Origin of the sequence: Stenotrophomonas sp. TWI1149 (genome assembly GCF_039673155.1) — a bacterium.
Taxonomy (GTDB): Bacteria; Pseudomonadota; Gammaproteobacteria; order Xanthomonadales; family Xanthomonadaceae; genus Stenotrophomonas; species Stenotrophomonas maltophilia_AA.
This window is the reverse complement of sequence record NZ_JBDJLB010000007.1, coordinates 110,332-125,951: the sequence shown is the minus strand read 5'-3', so window position 1 is coordinate 125,951 and position 15,620 is coordinate 110,332. Positions and strand designations below refer to the sequence as shown.

The 15,620-nt window shown below is 59.4% G+C and carries 15 protein-coding genes; 5 read left to right on the top strand and 10 right to left on the bottom strand.

All coding sequences use genetic code 11. The features are described 5' to 3' along the window. Nucleotides 1-7: 7 nt before the first annotated feature. From ABE424_RS09965 to ABE424_RS09945, 5 genes are all read right to left on the bottom strand, one after another. Nucleotides 8-907 (bottom strand): SDR family oxidoreductase, encoded by a 900-nt coding sequence (locus ABE424_RS09965; RefSeq protein ID WP_346490683.1) that lies wholly within the window; start codon nucleotides 905-907, stop codon nucleotides 8-10. Between the two features lie 33 nt (nucleotides 908-940). Then, nucleotides 941-1,807, bottom strand: coding sequence for an SDR family oxidoreductase (locus tag ABE424_RS09960; RefSeq protein ID WP_282261701.1), 867 nt, complete (start codon nucleotides 1,805-1,807; stop codon nucleotides 941-943). 107 nt (nucleotides 1,808-1,914) lie between these two features. After that, nucleotides 1,915-2,301, bottom strand: a complete 387-nt coding sequence (locus ABE424_RS09955) for a sensory rhodopsin transducer (RefSeq protein ID WP_282261700.1) — start codon at nucleotides 2,299-2,301, stop codon at nucleotides 1,915-1,917. Next, nucleotides 2,298-2,783 (bottom strand): DUF4126 domain-containing protein, encoded by a 486-nt coding sequence (locus ABE424_RS09950; protein WP_282261699.1) that lies wholly within the window; start codon nucleotides 2,781-2,783, stop codon nucleotides 2,298-2,300. The genes ABE424_RS09955 and ABE424_RS09950 overlap by 4 nt, the downstream gene beginning before the upstream one ends. A 40-nt stretch (nucleotides 2,784-2,823) precedes the next feature. Next, nucleotides 2,824-2,988, bottom strand: coding sequence for a hypothetical protein (locus ABE424_RS09945; protein WP_282261698.1), 165 nt, complete (start codon nucleotides 2,986-2,988; stop codon nucleotides 2,824-2,826). 180 nt (nucleotides 2,989-3,168) lie between these two features. On the opposite strand from ABE424_RS09945, the gene ABE424_RS09940 reads away from it, so the two are divergent. Continuing rightward, nucleotides 3,169-3,870 carry a glycosyltransferase gene (locus ABE424_RS09940; protein ID WP_282261697.1) on the top strand — a complete coding sequence of 234 codons (702 nt, stop codon included), beginning with the start codon at nucleotides 3,169-3,171 and terminating at the stop codon, nucleotides 3,868-3,870. Between the two features lie 257 nt (nucleotides 3,871-4,127). On the opposite strand, the gene ABE424_RS09935 is transcribed toward ABE424_RS09940, so the two are convergent. From ABE424_RS09935 to ABE424_RS09925, 3 genes are all read right to left on the bottom strand, one after another. Next, nucleotides 4,128-4,496, bottom strand: a complete 369-nt coding sequence (locus ABE424_RS09935) for a response regulator (RefSeq protein ID WP_282261695.1) — start codon at nucleotides 4,494-4,496, stop codon at nucleotides 4,128-4,130. 115 nt (nucleotides 4,497-4,611) lie between these two features. After that, complete coding sequence (locus ABE424_RS09930) at nucleotides 4,612-4,968, bottom strand: response regulator (protein WP_282261692.1); 357 nt, start codon at nucleotides 4,966-4,968, stop codon at nucleotides 4,612-4,614. A 1-nt stretch (nucleotide 4,969) separates the two neighbouring features. Next, entirely contained in the window at nucleotides 4,970-6,112 is a 1,143-nt protein-coding gene (locus ABE424_RS09925; RefSeq protein WP_346490684.1) for an ATP-binding protein, read from the bottom strand. Nucleotides 6,113-6,295: 183 nt separating this feature from the next. On the opposite strand from ABE424_RS09925, the gene ABE424_RS09920 reads away from it, so the two are divergent. From ABE424_RS09920 to ABE424_RS09910, 3 genes are all read left to right on the top strand, one after another. Continuing rightward, nucleotides 6,296-6,649 (top strand): response regulator, encoded by a 354-nt coding sequence (locus tag ABE424_RS09920; protein WP_019184262.1) that lies wholly within the window; start codon nucleotides 6,296-6,298, stop codon nucleotides 6,647-6,649. Between the two features lie 100 nt (nucleotides 6,650-6,749). Continuing rightward, a complete protein-coding gene (locus tag ABE424_RS09915; protein ID WP_346490685.1) occupies nucleotides 6,750-7,259 on the top strand; it encodes a ferritin-like domain-containing protein in 510 nt (169 codons plus the stop codon). Nucleotides 7,260-8,090: 831 nt separating this feature from the next. Continuing rightward, nucleotides 8,091-8,435 carry a hypothetical protein gene (locus ABE424_RS09910; protein WP_346490686.1) on the top strand — a complete coding sequence of 115 codons (345 nt, stop codon included), beginning with the start codon at nucleotides 8,091-8,093 and terminating at the stop codon, nucleotides 8,433-8,435. A gap of 1,740 nt (nucleotides 8,436-10,175) precedes the next feature. Here ABE424_RS09910 and ABE424_RS09905 read toward each other — a convergent pair. Next, on the bottom strand, nucleotides 10,176-11,216 hold the full coding sequence (locus ABE424_RS09905; protein WP_346490687.1) for an ATP-binding protein: 1,041 nt from the start codon (nucleotides 11,214-11,216) through the stop codon (nucleotides 10,176-10,178). Then, the gene (locus tag ABE424_RS09900) at nucleotides 11,216-13,333 is read right to left on the bottom strand and encodes a DDE-type integrase/transposase/recombinase (protein ID WP_346490688.1); all 2,118 of its coding nucleotides are present in this window, start codon (nucleotides 13,331-13,333) and stop codon (nucleotides 11,216-11,218) included. Before ABE424_RS09900 ends, ABE424_RS09905 begins: the two co-directional genes overlap by 1 nt. A 1,352-nt stretch (nucleotides 13,334-14,685) precedes the next feature. Between ABE424_RS09900 and ABE424_RS09895 the strand changes: the two genes are divergently transcribed. Beyond that, nucleotides 14,686-15,123: a hypothetical protein gene (locus ABE424_RS09895; RefSeq protein ID WP_346490689.1), complete on the top strand. Its 438-nt coding sequence runs from the start codon at nucleotides 14,686-14,688 to the stop codon at nucleotides 15,121-15,123. Nucleotides 15,124-15,620: the final 497 nt, after the last annotated feature.

Here is a 15,620-nt window from a genome sequence, read left to right as displayed (position 1 = left end):
CCAGCGGTCACGGCAGCAGCATGCCGCCGGTGGCACCGATCACCTCGCCGGTGATGTAGCTCGACTCCTGGGTGGCCAGCAGGACGTAGGCCGACGCCATTTCCACCGGCTGGCCCGCACGCTTCAGCGGCGTCTGCGAGCCGAACTCCGGAATGGCCTCAGGCGGTTGACCGCCGGCCGGCTGCAAGGGCGTCCAGATCGGACCCGGAGCAACCGCGTTCACGCGGATGCCGCGCTCGGCCACCTGCTGGGCCAGGGCCTTGGTGAAGTTCACGATCGCCGCCTTGGTGGGGGCGTAGTCCAGCAGGTTGGGCGATGGCTGATAGGCCTGGATGGACGCGGTGTTGATGATGGTCGCACCGGCGGGCAAATGCGGCAGGGCAGCCTTGCACACCCAGAACAGCGCGTGCACGTTGGTGCGGAAGGTGGCGTCGAATTGCTCGGTGGTGAGGTCTTCGATCTTTTCCACGGCCAACTGTTTGCCGGCGATGTTGGCCACCACGTCCAGCCCGCCCAGCGCCTTGACCGCCTGCGCCACCAAGTCGCCGCAGAACTGCTCGTCCTGGAGGTCACCCGGGATGGCGACCGCCTTGCGGCCTTCGGCTTCAATCAGCGCCACCACTTCGGCAGCGTCGTCTTCTTCTTCGGGTAGGTAGTTCAGCGCCACGTCGGCGCCCTCGCGCGCGAAGGCAATGGCCACTGCGCGGCCGATGCCGGAATCGGCGCCGGTCACCAGCGCCTTGCGACCCTTCATGCGCCCTAGGCCCACGTAGCTTTTCTCGCCATGGTCAGCCGCGGGCTTGAGCTCATGAACAGTGCCGGGCGGGGTTTGAACCTGGGCCGGGTAGGTCGGCTGTGGGAACTGGGTCAGCGGGTTCTGCATGTCGTATTGGTTGCGGGAAGTCATTGGAATCCTTGGGGGGAGGAGGGAGAACAGGCCTTACAGGGTGACCGCGCCGCCGGAGACGGTAAGCAGTGCGCCGGAGGTGTAGCTCGCGCTGTCGGCAGCGAGCATCACGTAGGCCGAGGCGAGCTCGGCCGGCTGGCCGGGACGACCGAACGGGGTCTGGCTGCCGAACTGCTCAACTTCCTCTGCGGCCATGCCGGCGGGAATGAAAGGCGTCCAGATCGGGCCGGGCAATACTGCGTTGACACGGATGCCCTTCTCGGCGAGAAGACCGGCCAGGCCGATGGTGAGGTTGGCCACCGCGCCCTTGGTGGCCGAGTAAGGCAGGATGTTGGGCGTGGGCTTCTTGGAGTTCACGGAGGCGGTATTGATGACCGAGCCGCCGTCCTGCAGGTGCGGCACGCACAAACGGGTCAGGTTGAAGACGGCATGCACATTGGTATCGAACGTCTTTCGCCAGTCGTCCAACGTGATGTCATCAAAGGATTCGTAGTAGCGCTGATACGCGGCGTTGTTGACCAGAATGTCCAGGCCCCCAAGTTCGCGAGTGACCTGCTCGATGAGCGCTTCAGCCTGGGCGTCGTCGCTGATGTCGCAGGGGCACAGGACGGCCTTCTGGCCCGCCTCTTCTATGAGGACCCCAATGCTGGCGGCATCCTTCTCCTCGCCCTCAAGGAACGCGATCGCCACATCGGCGCCTTCCCGGGCGTAGGCAATGGCTACTGCCGCACCAATACCGCTGTCGCCGCCGGTAATCAGCGCTTTCTTGCCTTTCAGCATGCCGTGACCAACGTAGCTTTCCTCACCGTGGTCTGGCCGAGGATCGAGCTTGTCGGTCTTGCCGGGAAACGACTGCTGCTGCGCCTTGAACGGCGGCCGGGGATAGTTGGGCACGGGCATTTGCTGAGCCTCTATTGGGTTGAGGAAGGTCAGTGTGCGGACGCCTTGGTAAACGTCGCGGCCCAGTGGTGTCGATGCGATGTGCAGGGGTCGGATCGACCGGAGGGTCAGAGCGGGTAGGCGATGGTCGTCATGATGCTGTTCTCGGCTTGGCGTGAATCAAGCCGGGTGTGCTGGACGACGACCGGAACATCGGATTCGATGACGCACGAAAAACCCACGCCACGGGGCACCGGGGCAGGCACCTCGAGATCGTTGAAGCGCTTGTGACACGTGCGCCGGGCGGGGACGGTGAAGCGGTAAGGGCCCTGCGGGTCGCGATCCTCGAAATACAGCGTCAGGGTGATCGCCGCATCGGTGGAACCGGTGTTGAGGATGCAGCAGGTCTCGTGGCTTTGCAGCTCTGGTTCCGGCCCGTTGCTCCACGCAGGGATGTAGCCCTCGGCGATAGCCCAGCACCGCCGACCGAGGGACGTCGGCTCATTGAGGTTCATCCGCGACGTCCCCTTGGCTTGGCGCCCCCGGCAGCCCATTGTGTGATGAGGGCAGCACTGCCGACGGCAATGGCGTCTTCCACGGCGCCGGTGCTGCTTTGACCGTAGCGGGCGATCGCCCGCATGCGCAGGTTGAAGGTCACGTAGGCCATACCAACGGCGGCGCCTGCACCCAGAAGCGCGCCCAGCTTTCGCTGCCGATGGGGAGCGAGCGCTGCGCCTGCAATCATCCCGGTAGCGACGCGCGCAACCATGCCTGCCGGAACGATGCGGTCGGGGGCCGTTTTCATCTTGTCACCAACGAGCTCACCGCCTGCCAACGCGAGCATCCCTGCGGAAGCGAGCTTGTTGGCCAGAAGGCGAGGGGCACCGTTATCGGCCGGCAAGTTGCCGCTCCGCGCGGCGTTGGTCACCGCGGCCAAGGGGGTCATCGCGCGCATTCCTGCGACGGCTCCCATCAAAATCGAATGGATCAAGGCCATCTGGCTCTCCTGAATAGGGTGGAATCGCCGGAGCCGGCCCTCAGGGCTTTGCCGGACGCTCGTAATCTTCCGGTTTGGCGGTGTGCTCCGCCTCAGGCATGTCCTTGTCTTTCCACGTGGCGTCATCGTTCCGGAGCTTGTCCGGGGTGTGCGCTTTATCCTGGTCATCCACGTCGGCGCCGGGATTAAGGGGCAGTTTGCTCATGGGTCGCTCCGTGTTGGTGTCAACCTCTATGCTGCTCCCGCCGCCATGAGAACGGCGTTTGGGCGGACTCCACATTTTCACGACGCCGCGGTCACCGTCTGGCTACGTTGACGCGGGTATCTGTTCGTCGCAACGGGCGGAGGACCTTACGATGCATGGACCGACCAGGGAGGGCCTGCGGTGATCGCAGTGATAGTTCCGGCCCACAATGAGGCAGCAGACATTGGCCGCTGCCTGGAATCAATCACCGTGGCCGCCAGGCATCCTGGACTTCGAGGCGAGCCCGTAGTGGCAGTCGTGGCGCTCGATGCCTGCACCGATAAAACGCCAGACGTATGTTTGCACCACGGTGCCGTGGCCATCTCGATTGAGGCACGGTGCGTGGGCGTGGCACGTGCGGCGGCTGCCAGCCATGCCCTTGGCTTGGGTGCGCGCTGGATAGCCAGCACTGACGCCGATACGCACGTCCCGTTTGACTGGCTCTGGAAACAAGCAAGCTGTGGGGCCGATGCGTTTTGCGGCGTAGTGGAGGTGCGTGACTGGCTTGATTACCCGGCTGCCGTGCGCCAAGCATTCGCTAGGCGCGAGCATGCGCGCGAAGGCCATCGCCATATCCACGGTGCCAACATGGGTGTCAGTGCTGCGGCCTATCGGGAGGTGGGCGGCTTCTCACCGCTGTTCACGGGGGAGGATGTGGCGCTGGCTCAGGCGCTTCAGCGCTCGGGGGCCAGCATCGCTTGGCGAGCTCGACCAGTCGTCACCACGAGTGCCCGCCGGTCAGCCAGGGCACCTCACGGGTTCAGTGGCTTCCTGCGTGCCTTGGAACGCGAAGTGCTCGAAGCGGGTGGGGCGTTGTTACCATCGCGGGAACTGGTGCGATGACGCTGAGGCCAGAGGAAGTCCAGACCCCAGGTGGATGGCTCCGCTGCCCGGTCTCCGTATGCGGGGGCAATGTCCGGTGCTTTCCAAGCTCCCGGCAGTCCGGGGGTGCATGGTCTCGCGTGACCATCTTGGGCGAGGGGCATTCGTCCACAAGGTGGAAAAGCGGGACGAGGGCAAAGTTGGAGCATCTACGAATAGCCCCAAGTTGCACGTGGGAGCAGGGATGCTCATGTGCGCCCTGAATCGCCATAGCTGCACTAGGGCCTGAGCCTACTCACCAGGTGCAGAAGCTCTTTGACACTGAACGGTTTGGTGACAAATGGCGCGCCCTGATGCCGCTTCGGAACCGCTTGAAAGTAGACAGCGGAAGCGAATAAGAACGGGATTCCACGAGCCGCCATTTGATCTGCAACAGGGAACACCGGCCCGTCTCGCAGCTCAACGTCCAAAATGGCCGCATCAACGGTGTGGCTGGCAAGGGAGCTTAGCGCATCGGCAACAGAATACGCAGGCACGACCCGAAATCCCGCATCGCCTAAAGCCTCGACAAAAAGCCTGGAGAGCTCGATCTCGTCCTCGACTACCAAAATGACACTGCCTGATTCAGATTCAGCCGGACGGGTCATGAACTAATGAAGTTGCGGAGAGAATCGAATCGTCCTCTTCGACGTGTCAACGTCGAGCCAAGGGCTTTTGGCTCTGCGTTGACATGCACGCGCCGATAGGCGATGGATTCGTGGCTCAATTCAATTGTTCGTGGATCGCAGTGATGAGCTGTTTGAAGCGGTAAGGCTTCGGCAGAAAACGCACGGACGCAGGAATGGGGGGGAGCTGGGAGCGCTGGAGCCCGGACACCACCAACACACGGGCGCCGGGCTGCGTTTCGGCGACCGCAGCCGCCACCTCAAGGCCTGAAACACCACCCGGCATGCTGACATCCGTAACCACCACGGCGTATTGCGTTTCACCCCTCAACTGGGCGATCGCTTCTATTCCATCGGATGCGGGGGTGACCGCGAAACCCTGATCGGACAACGCTTGGGTCACCACCGAGCGCAAATCGGCTTCGTCTTCAACGAACAGCAAATTAATGGGCATATCAAGGCTCGTGGATAGGAAAGCAAAGCACAATGCGGGTCCCTTTTCCCGGAACGCTGCTCAGTTGGGGAAAGCCGCCTGATTGTTTCGTGAAACCAAACACCTGGCTAAGCCCTAGACCGCTGCCCCGTCCCACGGGCTTTGTGGTGAAAAATGGTTCGAACACGCGTGCCTGCTGGGCGATTGGAATGCCCTCACCATCATCCGCAACGGTCACGCAGACGTGAGGCGCAGGGGCGTGACCCTCTGAGGCAGGATCGAGGGTCTCCTTGGCGCTGGCTGAGATGGTGATAGTGCCGCCGTCGGGCATCGCATCGCGGCTGTTGCACACGAGGTTTAGGACCGCTGCCTCAAGCTGTGCCTTGTCGACGAATACCAAGGGGAGATGCTGGTCGAGGTCGAAGGTCACCTCGACCCCGTCTCCCGCCGAACGCTGCAAGAGTTCATGGGATTCTCGCAGCGCGGCGGCGACATTCAAGGGTTCGGGAGACAGCTTCTGGCCTCGGCCAAACGTCAGTAGTTGTCGCGAGAGCAGCGCCCCACGCTCCGCCGCCCGTAGGGCCGTCTCTATCAGCTTCGACGCAGGGCCGTCCTTAACCCTCAAGCTGATGAGGTCAAGGCAGTTGACAATGATGGTCAGGAGGTTATTGAAGTCATGGGCCAATCCAAGGGTCAGCTTGCCGATGGCTTCCATTTTCTGTGCTTGCAGCAGGCTGTGCTGGACCTTTTCTAGCCGCTCTTGAGCGTCATGACGCTCAGTGATGTCTCTGGTCACTTTGGCGTATCCCACCAACGCGCCGTCGACCCAGATGGGATCGATCACTACGCTTGCCAAGAAGCGTGAACCGTCTTGCCGGACCCGCCACCCCTCCTCGATACACCGTCCCTCCGCGGCTGCTGTCCGCAGGTTGCGCTGAGGCACGCCCGCAGCGGCATCCTCGGGGAGGTAGAACCGGGAGAAATTTGTTCCAATGACATCCTGGGCGGTGTAGCCCTTGATCCGCTGCCCGCCAGGGTTCCAAGTTCGAATTACGCCATGCTCGTCAAGCATGTAAATTGCATAGTCGGTGACGGAGTTGACCAAGAGGGCGAACTGTCGGGACTCGTCATTTAACGCGTCTTTGGGGTGTTCCAGCTGTGTCACGTCTATCCTCCCCGGATCGCATAACCCTAAGGAATGGTCTGTAAAGAAACCGTAAAAATGTGTGTTCCTGTGCTCGCTTTGATGTGGGCTTTACACAATGATGCCACGCCGCCCTCACACTGTTCTTGCACTGATAAACGCGAAGCGCGGGAGGGTGGCCGTATGGCAGACGGAATTGGAGCAGTGAGTGTGTTCTTGGTCGAGGATGAGCCGAGCTTGATGTATGTGCTCGAGGAATCGATCAAGACCCTTGGTTACGCAGTCGTTGAGAAGGCGGAGTATTTGCCAGACGCTCTAGAGCGTGCGAAAAGCGTCGCGTTCGATGTGGCAATGCTGGATGTCAATTTGCATGGGCAAGAGTCCTTCCCCGTTGCAGACGTTCTGATGGAGCGCGGAATTCCGTTTGTCTTTACAACGGGGTTTGGTAAAACCACTTTGCCTGAGCGCTTTAAGCGCGCCCCCGTAATGGAGAAGCCGTTCCGTCTGAAAGACATCCATCGCGCGATCACTGAGCTTCAAGGGGAGCTATCGGCCTGACCGGGTCTTATGACTTCGCCTGGTCTTCACCCAACCATCGCCTCCCGGCGATGCCTCGCTGGATAGGGTGCGTTCTCCCTTGTCCAACCAGGAGATTTCCATGGCCGAACCCAAAGAGAACCTGCTTGACTGGCTGCGCGACGCCCATGCAATGGAGCAGCAGGCGGAGACGATGTTGAAGGGGCAGGCGTCCCGTATTGAGCACTATCCCGTGCTGAAGGCGCGGATCGAAGAGCACATCCAAGAGACGATCGGACAACGAGAGCTGCTCGAGGGCTGCATCAAGCGCCTCGGCGGCTCTCCATCCACCATCAAAGACGTGATGGGAAAAATGGCCGCATTCGGCCAGGCGCTGAGTGGGATGACCGCATCCGACGAAATCGTGAAAGGCGCGATGGCCGGCTACGTGTTCGAGCATTTTGAAATTGCCTCCTATACCGCGTTGATCGCGGCAGCCAAGACCGCCGGTGACCCGGAAACGGCACGCGTGTGTGAGGAAATTTTGGTCCAGGAAGAGGCGATGGCCGACTGGCTTGGAACGCATTTGCCGGAAGTTACCGAGGAATTCCTGGTGCGCGATGCTGCCCCCGGTGTTGAGGCGAAGAAGTAAAGTCCCGCTCATCATCGCCGACGCCCCGTCGGAGGGGCTTCCACTCTCCGACAGGGCGTCGGGGCGCCCGGCTTATCTTGTCCGTCGATAGCTAAAGCATCGACGGAGTTCACCCAGAGCCGGCAAGACCACCAGAAGGATTGCGGGCACAAGTGCAAAGGCCCATATGCCGGCTGGGGCAGGGTCAAATGCCAAGACTGGTCCGACATGGGCGCTAGGCAGTGACCAGTAAACGGCACCTGTCGCGACCCACGGCGCTAAGTCCAGAACACTGTGGACGTGCTGCTCCAACGGGCGAATCGCGCGCTTGGAATAGGCCACCCGCGTGTCCCAGTAGCCTGTTATTGCGTGCAGGCAAACCAGTGCCAAGAGGATGGCGAAAAGCCCATGCGAGGCTCGGAATCCCAGCCAAAGAACCGTCGCCAACCCGAGGATCGCAATCTGAGCCAAGTGCAGCCTTGACTCTGGAATGCCCGAGGTGGATTCGATACTGCTGGCGCTGTGCAGCCAGAAGTCCATGGCGCCCGCGGCCAACCAGAGCACGTACAGGACATGCCAGACCGTCACGTCCATGGTGAGGTCGAACTTTCGATTTTGAAGGGCCGGCTGCGTCTATAGCTCATAGCGATTCCTCCTGACAGGTCAAGCATCGGTTGGTCCGGAAATTCTAGAAAAGCCGCTCGCACGACGATGTGTTTTCGGCACGGGTGACTTACCCGTTCGCTTGACGGGCTCGAGATTCCCTCGGTTTGACGGACCCTTGACGCCACGCTGACACCCCGTGCGGTCCGTGGAGCGGATATTCGTCTTCAACCTTGTCAGGAGAAACGTATGAGCGCTTATCCACAATTTACGGCAGCAACGCCGCGTGTAACTCGGATGGAGATGGCGGACCTTTACGTGGGCGATGGCACCACCGTGGTCCAGCTGGACGCGCTCCCCTGCGAGGCTTGGATCCAGAACCTCCGAGAATTGGTGGGTCAGTGCCCAGAGCTCGCTGGAGCAAAGGTGGAGGTGGAGGGCTCGTGGGTCCACTTCATCGGCGTGCGGAAGGCTGTTGGCCCTGTTGCGCCCCGCCTGTTGGAAGTCATCGCAGCAGCAGGCGAGATGGCCTATGTCCCCGACACCGTTCGGCCGTCCGTGTTTACCTCGGCCGCGGACTTAGCGATGCAGTGACCCGGTACCAGTGACGCCGGCCGCCCAGATGCTTCAACGAAGAGTGATGAGATCGCCATGGCTGACGACAAGAAGAATGGACAGGGCATCGACTCTGCACGGTGTTGTCCAACCGGAAGAACTCAGCTACGTCCTGGTACCCCCCCTGGGCAAGATTGCGAAGGCGCAGAGGGCTAAGATAAGCGAGCATGACGCTGGGCTACACCGCCCATGCCACCCAATGCGATGGTGCTCTACACGGGCAGCCAGTTCCCGGCGGACTACCGGGGGAATTGTGTTCGTCACCAAGCATAGCTCAAGGTACCGAATGCCTACTTCTGGTTAAGACGTAGTTGGGCCGCTTCCGCAACCTTCAGCGGACGGCCTTTTAGCCGTTCTTGACCGGGTTCATGTTCGGAAAAGGCATCAGTCCCTGTTGTTCTGGCGATGAGCAAGCCAAACCGCTGCCGCCGTAAGCAAGACAATTAAGAGCACGATCACCCCGGCAACGATGCTCATCTGTTGAAGGAGCGTCAGGTTGTTCATCATCAAGTCGCCTGAATGGGTAGTGGAAAACGTGGCGCGATATGGGAATCAGGCCATCATTGATTTTGCTCTAAGGGAAGCTATTGGCGCGAAAATCACGTATTTCATTAGTTGAAAGTCTACCGTTGGAAGTCTCAAACACGCAACGATGCGGCTGGTGTGGCTACAACTTGCGGGCTGCATGGCTGCATGGCTGCATTGCCAGGGCGCTATCTGCCGCGTGAGTTCCGGCAAACTGCTGCGAGCACGCGAAGATGACTGCCTACAAAACCCCTGGGTCACTCACCCGGGTTGAGCATGGGGTTGAATCAGAGGGAAGGAAGAGCATGCTCGGGGAGAAAGAAGTCTCTGGTGTAAGGCCCCCATGGATGCAGGAGGCTATCGATCGGAAGTCCGAGGCGAGCTGACGTTCGTCTGACCATGGAAAGGGTCGGCGGGTGCTCTCGACGTAGGTATGTCATGAACTCATGACGTGGCAGCCCTTCGAACCGGTAGCGCTCTCTTTTTTCAAGCCAGACGTAGCAGACGAGTCGATGGATGAAGCTCTTGATCGCTCCCACTTGGTAGTCACCAGTTCGGAACATGGAGCTGTCGACTAGTTCGACTAGATCTAGCGCGTACTCCTCGTGGGAAACTGCTACGCGCGCAGAAGGATGAACCTGATCAAAGCGCGTCCCGCAGGCTCGACAAGAATCAGCATAGGCTGGGCCCCCAATCGGCCTTGCGCCGCACTCTAGGCACCGATTGGTGAGTCCCATCCGGTGGACGTGGCAGGCCTTGACGGCTGAGAAGGACCACACAAGCTTGTGGTGAGTCGGAATGCCCTCTAAAGACTGATCCGCGACGCACCCGGGACACCATTTGCTGAACCGGGAATAGCAAGTCACGGTACGACTTAGCGCTTTGGATAGGAACATGAAGGTTGAGTTCTTCAGAGCAACTTCGCACTCCGATGCCATTGTTGTGAGAAGCGGAACAACCGAGTGTTCGACCGGGCGCGGTCTGTCCAGCTGGGGGCCTACCACTGCCGTTATCCTGTCTCCAGGACGATGCTCCGAGTGCCGGCCTGCCCTTCTTGCAATCACCTCGAAAAGGTAGGCAGGAGTCACACTGTGTAGACGTGCAAGCCGGAGCACGTATGAGTGCAGTGCCTCGACATCGCCAGTGTTTTTTCCGATGATTTCCAAGGGGAGCAGGCGTGGAGTAGTCTCGTCATCAGATTTCATTGCGGCGTGTTTTCCTCTTGAATGGAGCTGGTTTCTTGCTCGCTCGCAATGCCAACGTCGGCCCTGCTTCGGGCATGGCGACGTCCTTTTTTTCTGAAAAGTGGAGTTCTCCACGCCGGATCTCAGCGCTAACCGAGGCAAGCGCTGAGCTAAGCTGCCTAGTCCGAGTCCAATCACCCTGTCCGGGTATCGAGCGGCCTTCAGATCGGCAGGAAGCTAAGGCATTCCGGATCCATCGTGAAAGCGCACCTATGCAGCCCCATGAGCCGTCATGAAGTGCCCCGATGTACTCGTCCATTGCATACTCGTCTTCATGGATGAGGCTCGAGTAGTGGCGCACTATCCTTGTCCATTCGACCATGTCCCTCTCTGACTCCCTGTAGCGGGGGAATTCGATGGTTTGAGATCGGCCGATCAGATGAGGAGCCAGGTTGACCGCGGTCAGAAGATCGTAAGACCCGACTAGAACAAGGCGAACTCCTGTCCTGGCAGCCAGCACCTTGAATGAATCCAAGATTGCACCGGCGGACCTCTCCCCACCTTTTGCGTTCAACACATGGTGGGCTTCGTCTATGACCAAGAACTGCGTACGCCTTGCCACGAGGCATCTCTCGAAAGCCGAACGCATCGCGCCCTCTGTGGTTCGGCTAAGAAAAGAGTCGCCGAGTCGCCCCTCACGTGCAGCGACGTCGGTGCTCAACAGCGGATGGCGGATCGAGTTCAAGCACGCGCTTAGGAAAGCCTTCGTTGAGAAGGCCCCGGCTGTTGAGTCGTTTCCAGCCGGGACGTAAACAGAGTGCATATGATCCTGCTCATCAGGGGCCTGCTTGGAGTGGGCTCCAAAGACTTGTCGGCTAACACTAGACTTGCCAACCCTGGGCGGTCCGACCAGAATCACTACCTCCTCCGTCAAGACTGCGGTCCGAGCTGCTTCCAGATAGCGTCGTGTCTCGTCATAGATTCTGTGGCCAAGGCGCTTGGCGACGACGAGGTCAATCTGCTCGGCCAGAGATTTCTCTTGCTCAGCCACTACCAATCCTCGACGGACATTGGTTCAGTGCTAATCGCCTTGAAGCTTCCAAGGGGCAGGGGACAGCTGGTCGGATGTTCCGTTATCAGTTGAGCTCCGTTGGGCTCTGGCGCATGGGGTGACTTACGAGACCTCTCGCGTCTTTCCATCTCGGCAATGAGCTGCCTATCGGAGTCAGCCTTCATCAAATCTCTCAATGATGAGCCATCTCTCGCCCACACCGCATACGCCATCGCTTCGGCGTGTGACTGCTGCCCTGCTTGAAGCGCAGCGTATGCTTTGCAAACAACCCACTGATCATTGAGCAGTGCATAGAGGATTCGCGGATCCTGGCCGTCGATCCGCGTCGGGACGCGTCTCCCCGCGAAAGCTGCGAGGTCGTCGTGCCACATGTGAAAGTCGCCAGCATGGATTCCCGTGTTCCCCGAGACCTTCAAGGGCTTCTGAGTCATTGCAGTTGTGACCAAGAAACTGAGATCGGCCTGAGCTCGTATCCCACTAAACGGAAACTTTCGTAGCCCACTTAGCATCTTTGCATCAGGGCATTCGCTGCTTCCGCCTGACGGACGCCTCCCGATCCACTCACTGAATGCTTCCATCTCGTACCAAAGGTCTACCAAACTAAGCTCTGCCCTTGCCGATGGTTGCCGGCCTGAGGATATGGAGCGAGAGAAGGGAATCGTCTTGATGCTTCCTGGAAGGCAGTCGAGCCAGAACGTTTTTGCTTTGCCGAACAGCCGCTCAACCTCACATCCGAACCTTCCGTTTCCCGGTGGGCGAAACATGATGGACATGTTCAGTTGCGCCGCCATTGTCGAGTAATGAACAGATGTGAAGTCTGATCCGTTGTCACTGATGATCGTTTCGGGAAGCCGCTCGTGCCTGCGTGCACAGTCGCGCAGCACTTGTGAGCTGGTGCCTTTATTGGGAGCGCGTAGTGACATCACGAATGCGAGGACACATTGGGTGTAGCAGTCGATGAGGACCGTGATCCAGGGACGCGCGGTGTAGTTCTTGCCGTTGGCCCTCCCGACCACCACTTCGATGTCTGCTAGATAGTGGTCACATTGAGCGAGCTCGAAGGGACGCATGGCTTTCAGTGCTCTCACTTCTACCGAGGACGGCGATGACGTTGAATTCACTAGGCGTTTGCCGCCTCTGGATTCAGCCGTTTCCTGTTCAAGCTCGGCAATGATCTTCCGAGCCGTCGTCTTTCCGACAGGACGGTAACCCGGATGGTGAAGTTCCGCGTGAACCTGGTAGCGGCGGTACACCGAAAGTGGACCAGGGTTGCTATCACTTTCAAGGCAACGCTTGAGTTCCTCGCGAGCAAACTGCAGGACCGACGCTGGCCGCTTGAGCGTCCTGTTTCCGCTTGATGCGTAACGAGGTGTCAACGCCGCGATTGCAGATTTTCCCTGTGATTCACCATCTGCACGGCGGAGTCGGAGCCGTCTTGCGTGCTCCTTCTCACTTCTTGTGCGGATCTCGCCTTGAAGGAAGTTCAGGTTTGCGAGTCCCCTCAACAGGTGCGAGCTGCTCGGTACGAGGTCTCTGCTCGCCGTGCCTTCGCTGGAAGGAACTATGTGCCTTGAGCGCTCGATCTCCTCGACTAGCTCAGTAGTCAGAAGCTCTGGTGACGCTGCGAGCAGACAAGTGGAGGGACTGCTTAGCGAATGATTGGAAAGATCAGCAAAGATTCTTCCAGACGCAACAAGATGTAACAGTGATGTGCAATCTTGAGTGTGAATCTTCTGCATCACCTCGGACATCGTCACGACTCTTCTCTGAAGAACATGCGACAGGGCAGCCCGCTCTACCGCCGGATCTGCAGCGGCCAACTCGACCCGACGGAGCGTTAGAAGGTTCTGGGTAACTTGCTTGCAAAGGCTGCTGGACGGGATGACGACATGGCGGATACCGAACGACGCGAAGAGGTCTCGAGCTGCCAGGTCAACATAGTTGTTGTCACATTTCTTCCAGGAAAGGCGGGTCTCCACCAAATCTTCGAGCTCGGAGGTGTCCTTGACCTGTGCGACGAATAGCCCTGTCTTCCCCAGCACAATGAAGTCAGGCGTGTAGGGATACGGGCGTTTCCCCTTCGGGGTATCACGCACGCACTCCACCGTTGGAGGCTGCTCGTAATAGGCTAGGACGTCTCGGTCGCGCTCTAGCTCTACGGCGTAACAGTGTTCATGCCGACTCTCCAGATTTATCGTGCAGCCCATCTTGAACGACGGGAACTCCACGAGCATAGATGGTCGATTCGGGGCGGTACCGATGTTCCGGCTCACTCCGATGCTCGCCCTCTCGACATAGTCGGCTGCGGCAAATGTCAGCTGATGAGTAGCTGCGTAAGCCTTTCGGTCTTCTTCAGTGAACTTCATAGCACCCCGGCCCACAGCAGCTAGCTGTAAGGGTTCTTGGGATCAGGCACGGTGATACAGGCCCGTGGGGGACGAGACTTGCGGCCTGATGCGTTGGGGGCTAAAGTTGGACCAGCTTCGCTAGAAGTGCTGTTCCCAGAGATGCCTCGGTTCCTGCCGGGGCATTTCCTTTTTTAGCCAATGATTTTTCAATGGCTATGTCATTGCTTGGTCTCCTCGGTCGCTGTCTCCTCTGCCGCGGGATGACTGGCGCCAAGACTCTCCACCCATGACGCAACGTCAGCCGAGGTGGCGAAGAGACCCTTTCGACCCGGAATGCTGAAGAGCGCTATTGGTAGCGCATCCCTTCTGCGTGCCTTCATCAGCGCATCTTTGCTCTTAAACCTGAGCACGCGCGCGACTTCTTCTGAGGTAAGAAGAGCGCCGTAGCGTGTGAGAAGGTCTTGTCGTAGCGCCGAAATAGCGGCCATGGGAGGCGTAGGGCTTGGGTCAGGTAGGCCTACAGTAAGGCGCGCGCTTTGTGTTCGCAAGCGGCTGATATTAAAGAAAAAAAAGAATCAAATGTCTTGGCAAATCGGAAGGATTGCGGGTGGTTGGTTCTAATCCACGATCCGGTTTATTCGATTCGATTGGGATGCTCACAGGTGCTCTGACTTAGGCGCACGCCGCCTTCTCGACCCTCGTGGTGCTCCTAGGTAAAGACCGACCACCATCTATGGCGACCGGTCCGGTCTCTCACTAACTATGCTGAGCCGCACAGAAACCTTGGATGCGTTGGCGGAGGAGCCTGGCCAGCTTGCACTCAACGCGGAGACGTTCCGGCCGGCTCCAGGCACGCGCTCACTGATGAACAGGTGGCTGGTGCAAGAGAACTGATGGACTCGATCCTGTAGCACAACATCAGCGGGTAGGCGCATTGTGGGGAGGGGGCTGGATAATGAACCCAACGCGGACCGTGATCGTCCGCTGACAGTCTCTACACCATCAGTGTTGGGAATCAGAGGGACAGGCCGCCGTAGCGAGCGGGCAAGGAGTTTGAATTGGCTTGGAGAGATTTCTGGCACAACGGAACGTGCTACGGCTTGACCCATCTCAACGACGTGGAATGCGTGATCGACCTAGACGGCACGCCTGTAACGGTGCGCTATACGTTCGGCCCGCACACTTTTACCGATGAGAAGGAGAACGGGCCGCACTTCTACCCCGTAAGGCACGAGCGGCGGTATATCTGCCGCCGGCGACACGCCTTGAGCTTCGAGGTGGCGCCCTTCATGCAACAGCAGTTCCTGGAGGGCCACGTTCGGCAGCACTTCAGCCGCAACGGCGAGCAGTGGTTCACCACCGAGCTGGACGGAGCGGCGGTCTTCACGGCCATCCAAAAATCGGTGGATGCAGATTCGGAAATCAAGGTCCGAGTGATCTCGTCCTACCCGCTCGATCGGGGCCTTCAAACCGTGCCTACCCACGGAGCGCTCTACAAGGTGCGCACCCTGTTCAAGCGCAAGTTGGTAGGGAGATAAAAAAAGGGCGCCCCGGTAGGGCGCCCTCGGTATTTCAATATCGGTAAGCTCTTCGGCAGTTATACCTGCCTATCCCGCACCAGGCTGGGGATGGATCTAAAGATCCCTCGATGCACCACTCCTGTTTCCAGGCTCCGGTCGGTGGTGCCTTGCTATTGTCCGCCTCCCGAGCGGCTGGCATGCAGGTCATGGATAGAACAATGTGTTGCGCATGCGCAACGGCTGCGTAACGCCTGTGCCGCCACTTCGTTGGCACCGTGGAGCACTGCCGCCATGTACACGATCGGCCAGCAACGGAACACGCGTCGGCGGGAACCTTTCGTCCGGCCAGTTAGTAATTGTGCTAACACTATCTATCTCTCGCCGGGAGACTACGCCCAGCCAGAGTCCCCGCCATGCAAGCCTTTCACTAATCCCCACACGATCGCCACCTTAATCGGCGCCGCCGCCATTGAGGGGCCAGCGCATTTCGTTCCCTTGGCCGGCGCAACGCTTGG

Coding starts and splice junctions, on each gene's coding strand:
- ABE424_RS09915 (WP_346490685.1), top strand. CDS start 6,750: ATGGCCGAACCCAAAGAGAACCTGCTTGACTGGCTGCGCGACGCCCAT.
- ABE424_RS09965 (WP_346490683.1), bottom strand. CDS start 907: ATGACTTCCCGCAACCAATACGACATGCAGAACCCGCTGACCCAGTTC.
- ABE424_RS09960 (WP_282261701.1), bottom strand. CDS start 1,807: ATGCCCGTGCCCAACTATCCCCGGCCGCCGTTCAAGGCGCAGCAGCAG.
- ABE424_RS09955 (WP_282261700.1), bottom strand. CDS start 2,301: ATGAACCTCAATGAGCCGACGTCCCTCGGTCGGCGGTGCTGGGCTATC.
- ABE424_RS09910 (WP_346490686.1), top strand. CDS start 8,091: ATGAGCGCTTATCCACAATTTACGGCAGCAACGCCGCGTGTAACTCGG.
- ABE424_RS09945 (WP_282261698.1), bottom strand. CDS start 2,988: ATGAGCAAACTGCCCCTTAATCCCGGCGCCGACGTGGATGACCAGGAT.
- ABE424_RS09930 (WP_282261692.1), bottom strand. CDS start 4,968: ATGCCCATTAATTTGCTGTTCGTTGAAGACGAAGCCGATTTGCGCTCG.
- ABE424_RS09935 (WP_282261695.1), bottom strand. CDS start 4,496: ATGACCCGTCCGGCTGAATCTGAATCAGGCAGTGTCATTTTGGTAGTC.
- ABE424_RS09950 (WP_282261699.1), bottom strand. CDS start 2,783: ATGGCCTTGATCCATTCGATTTTGATGGGAGCCGTCGCAGGAATGCGC.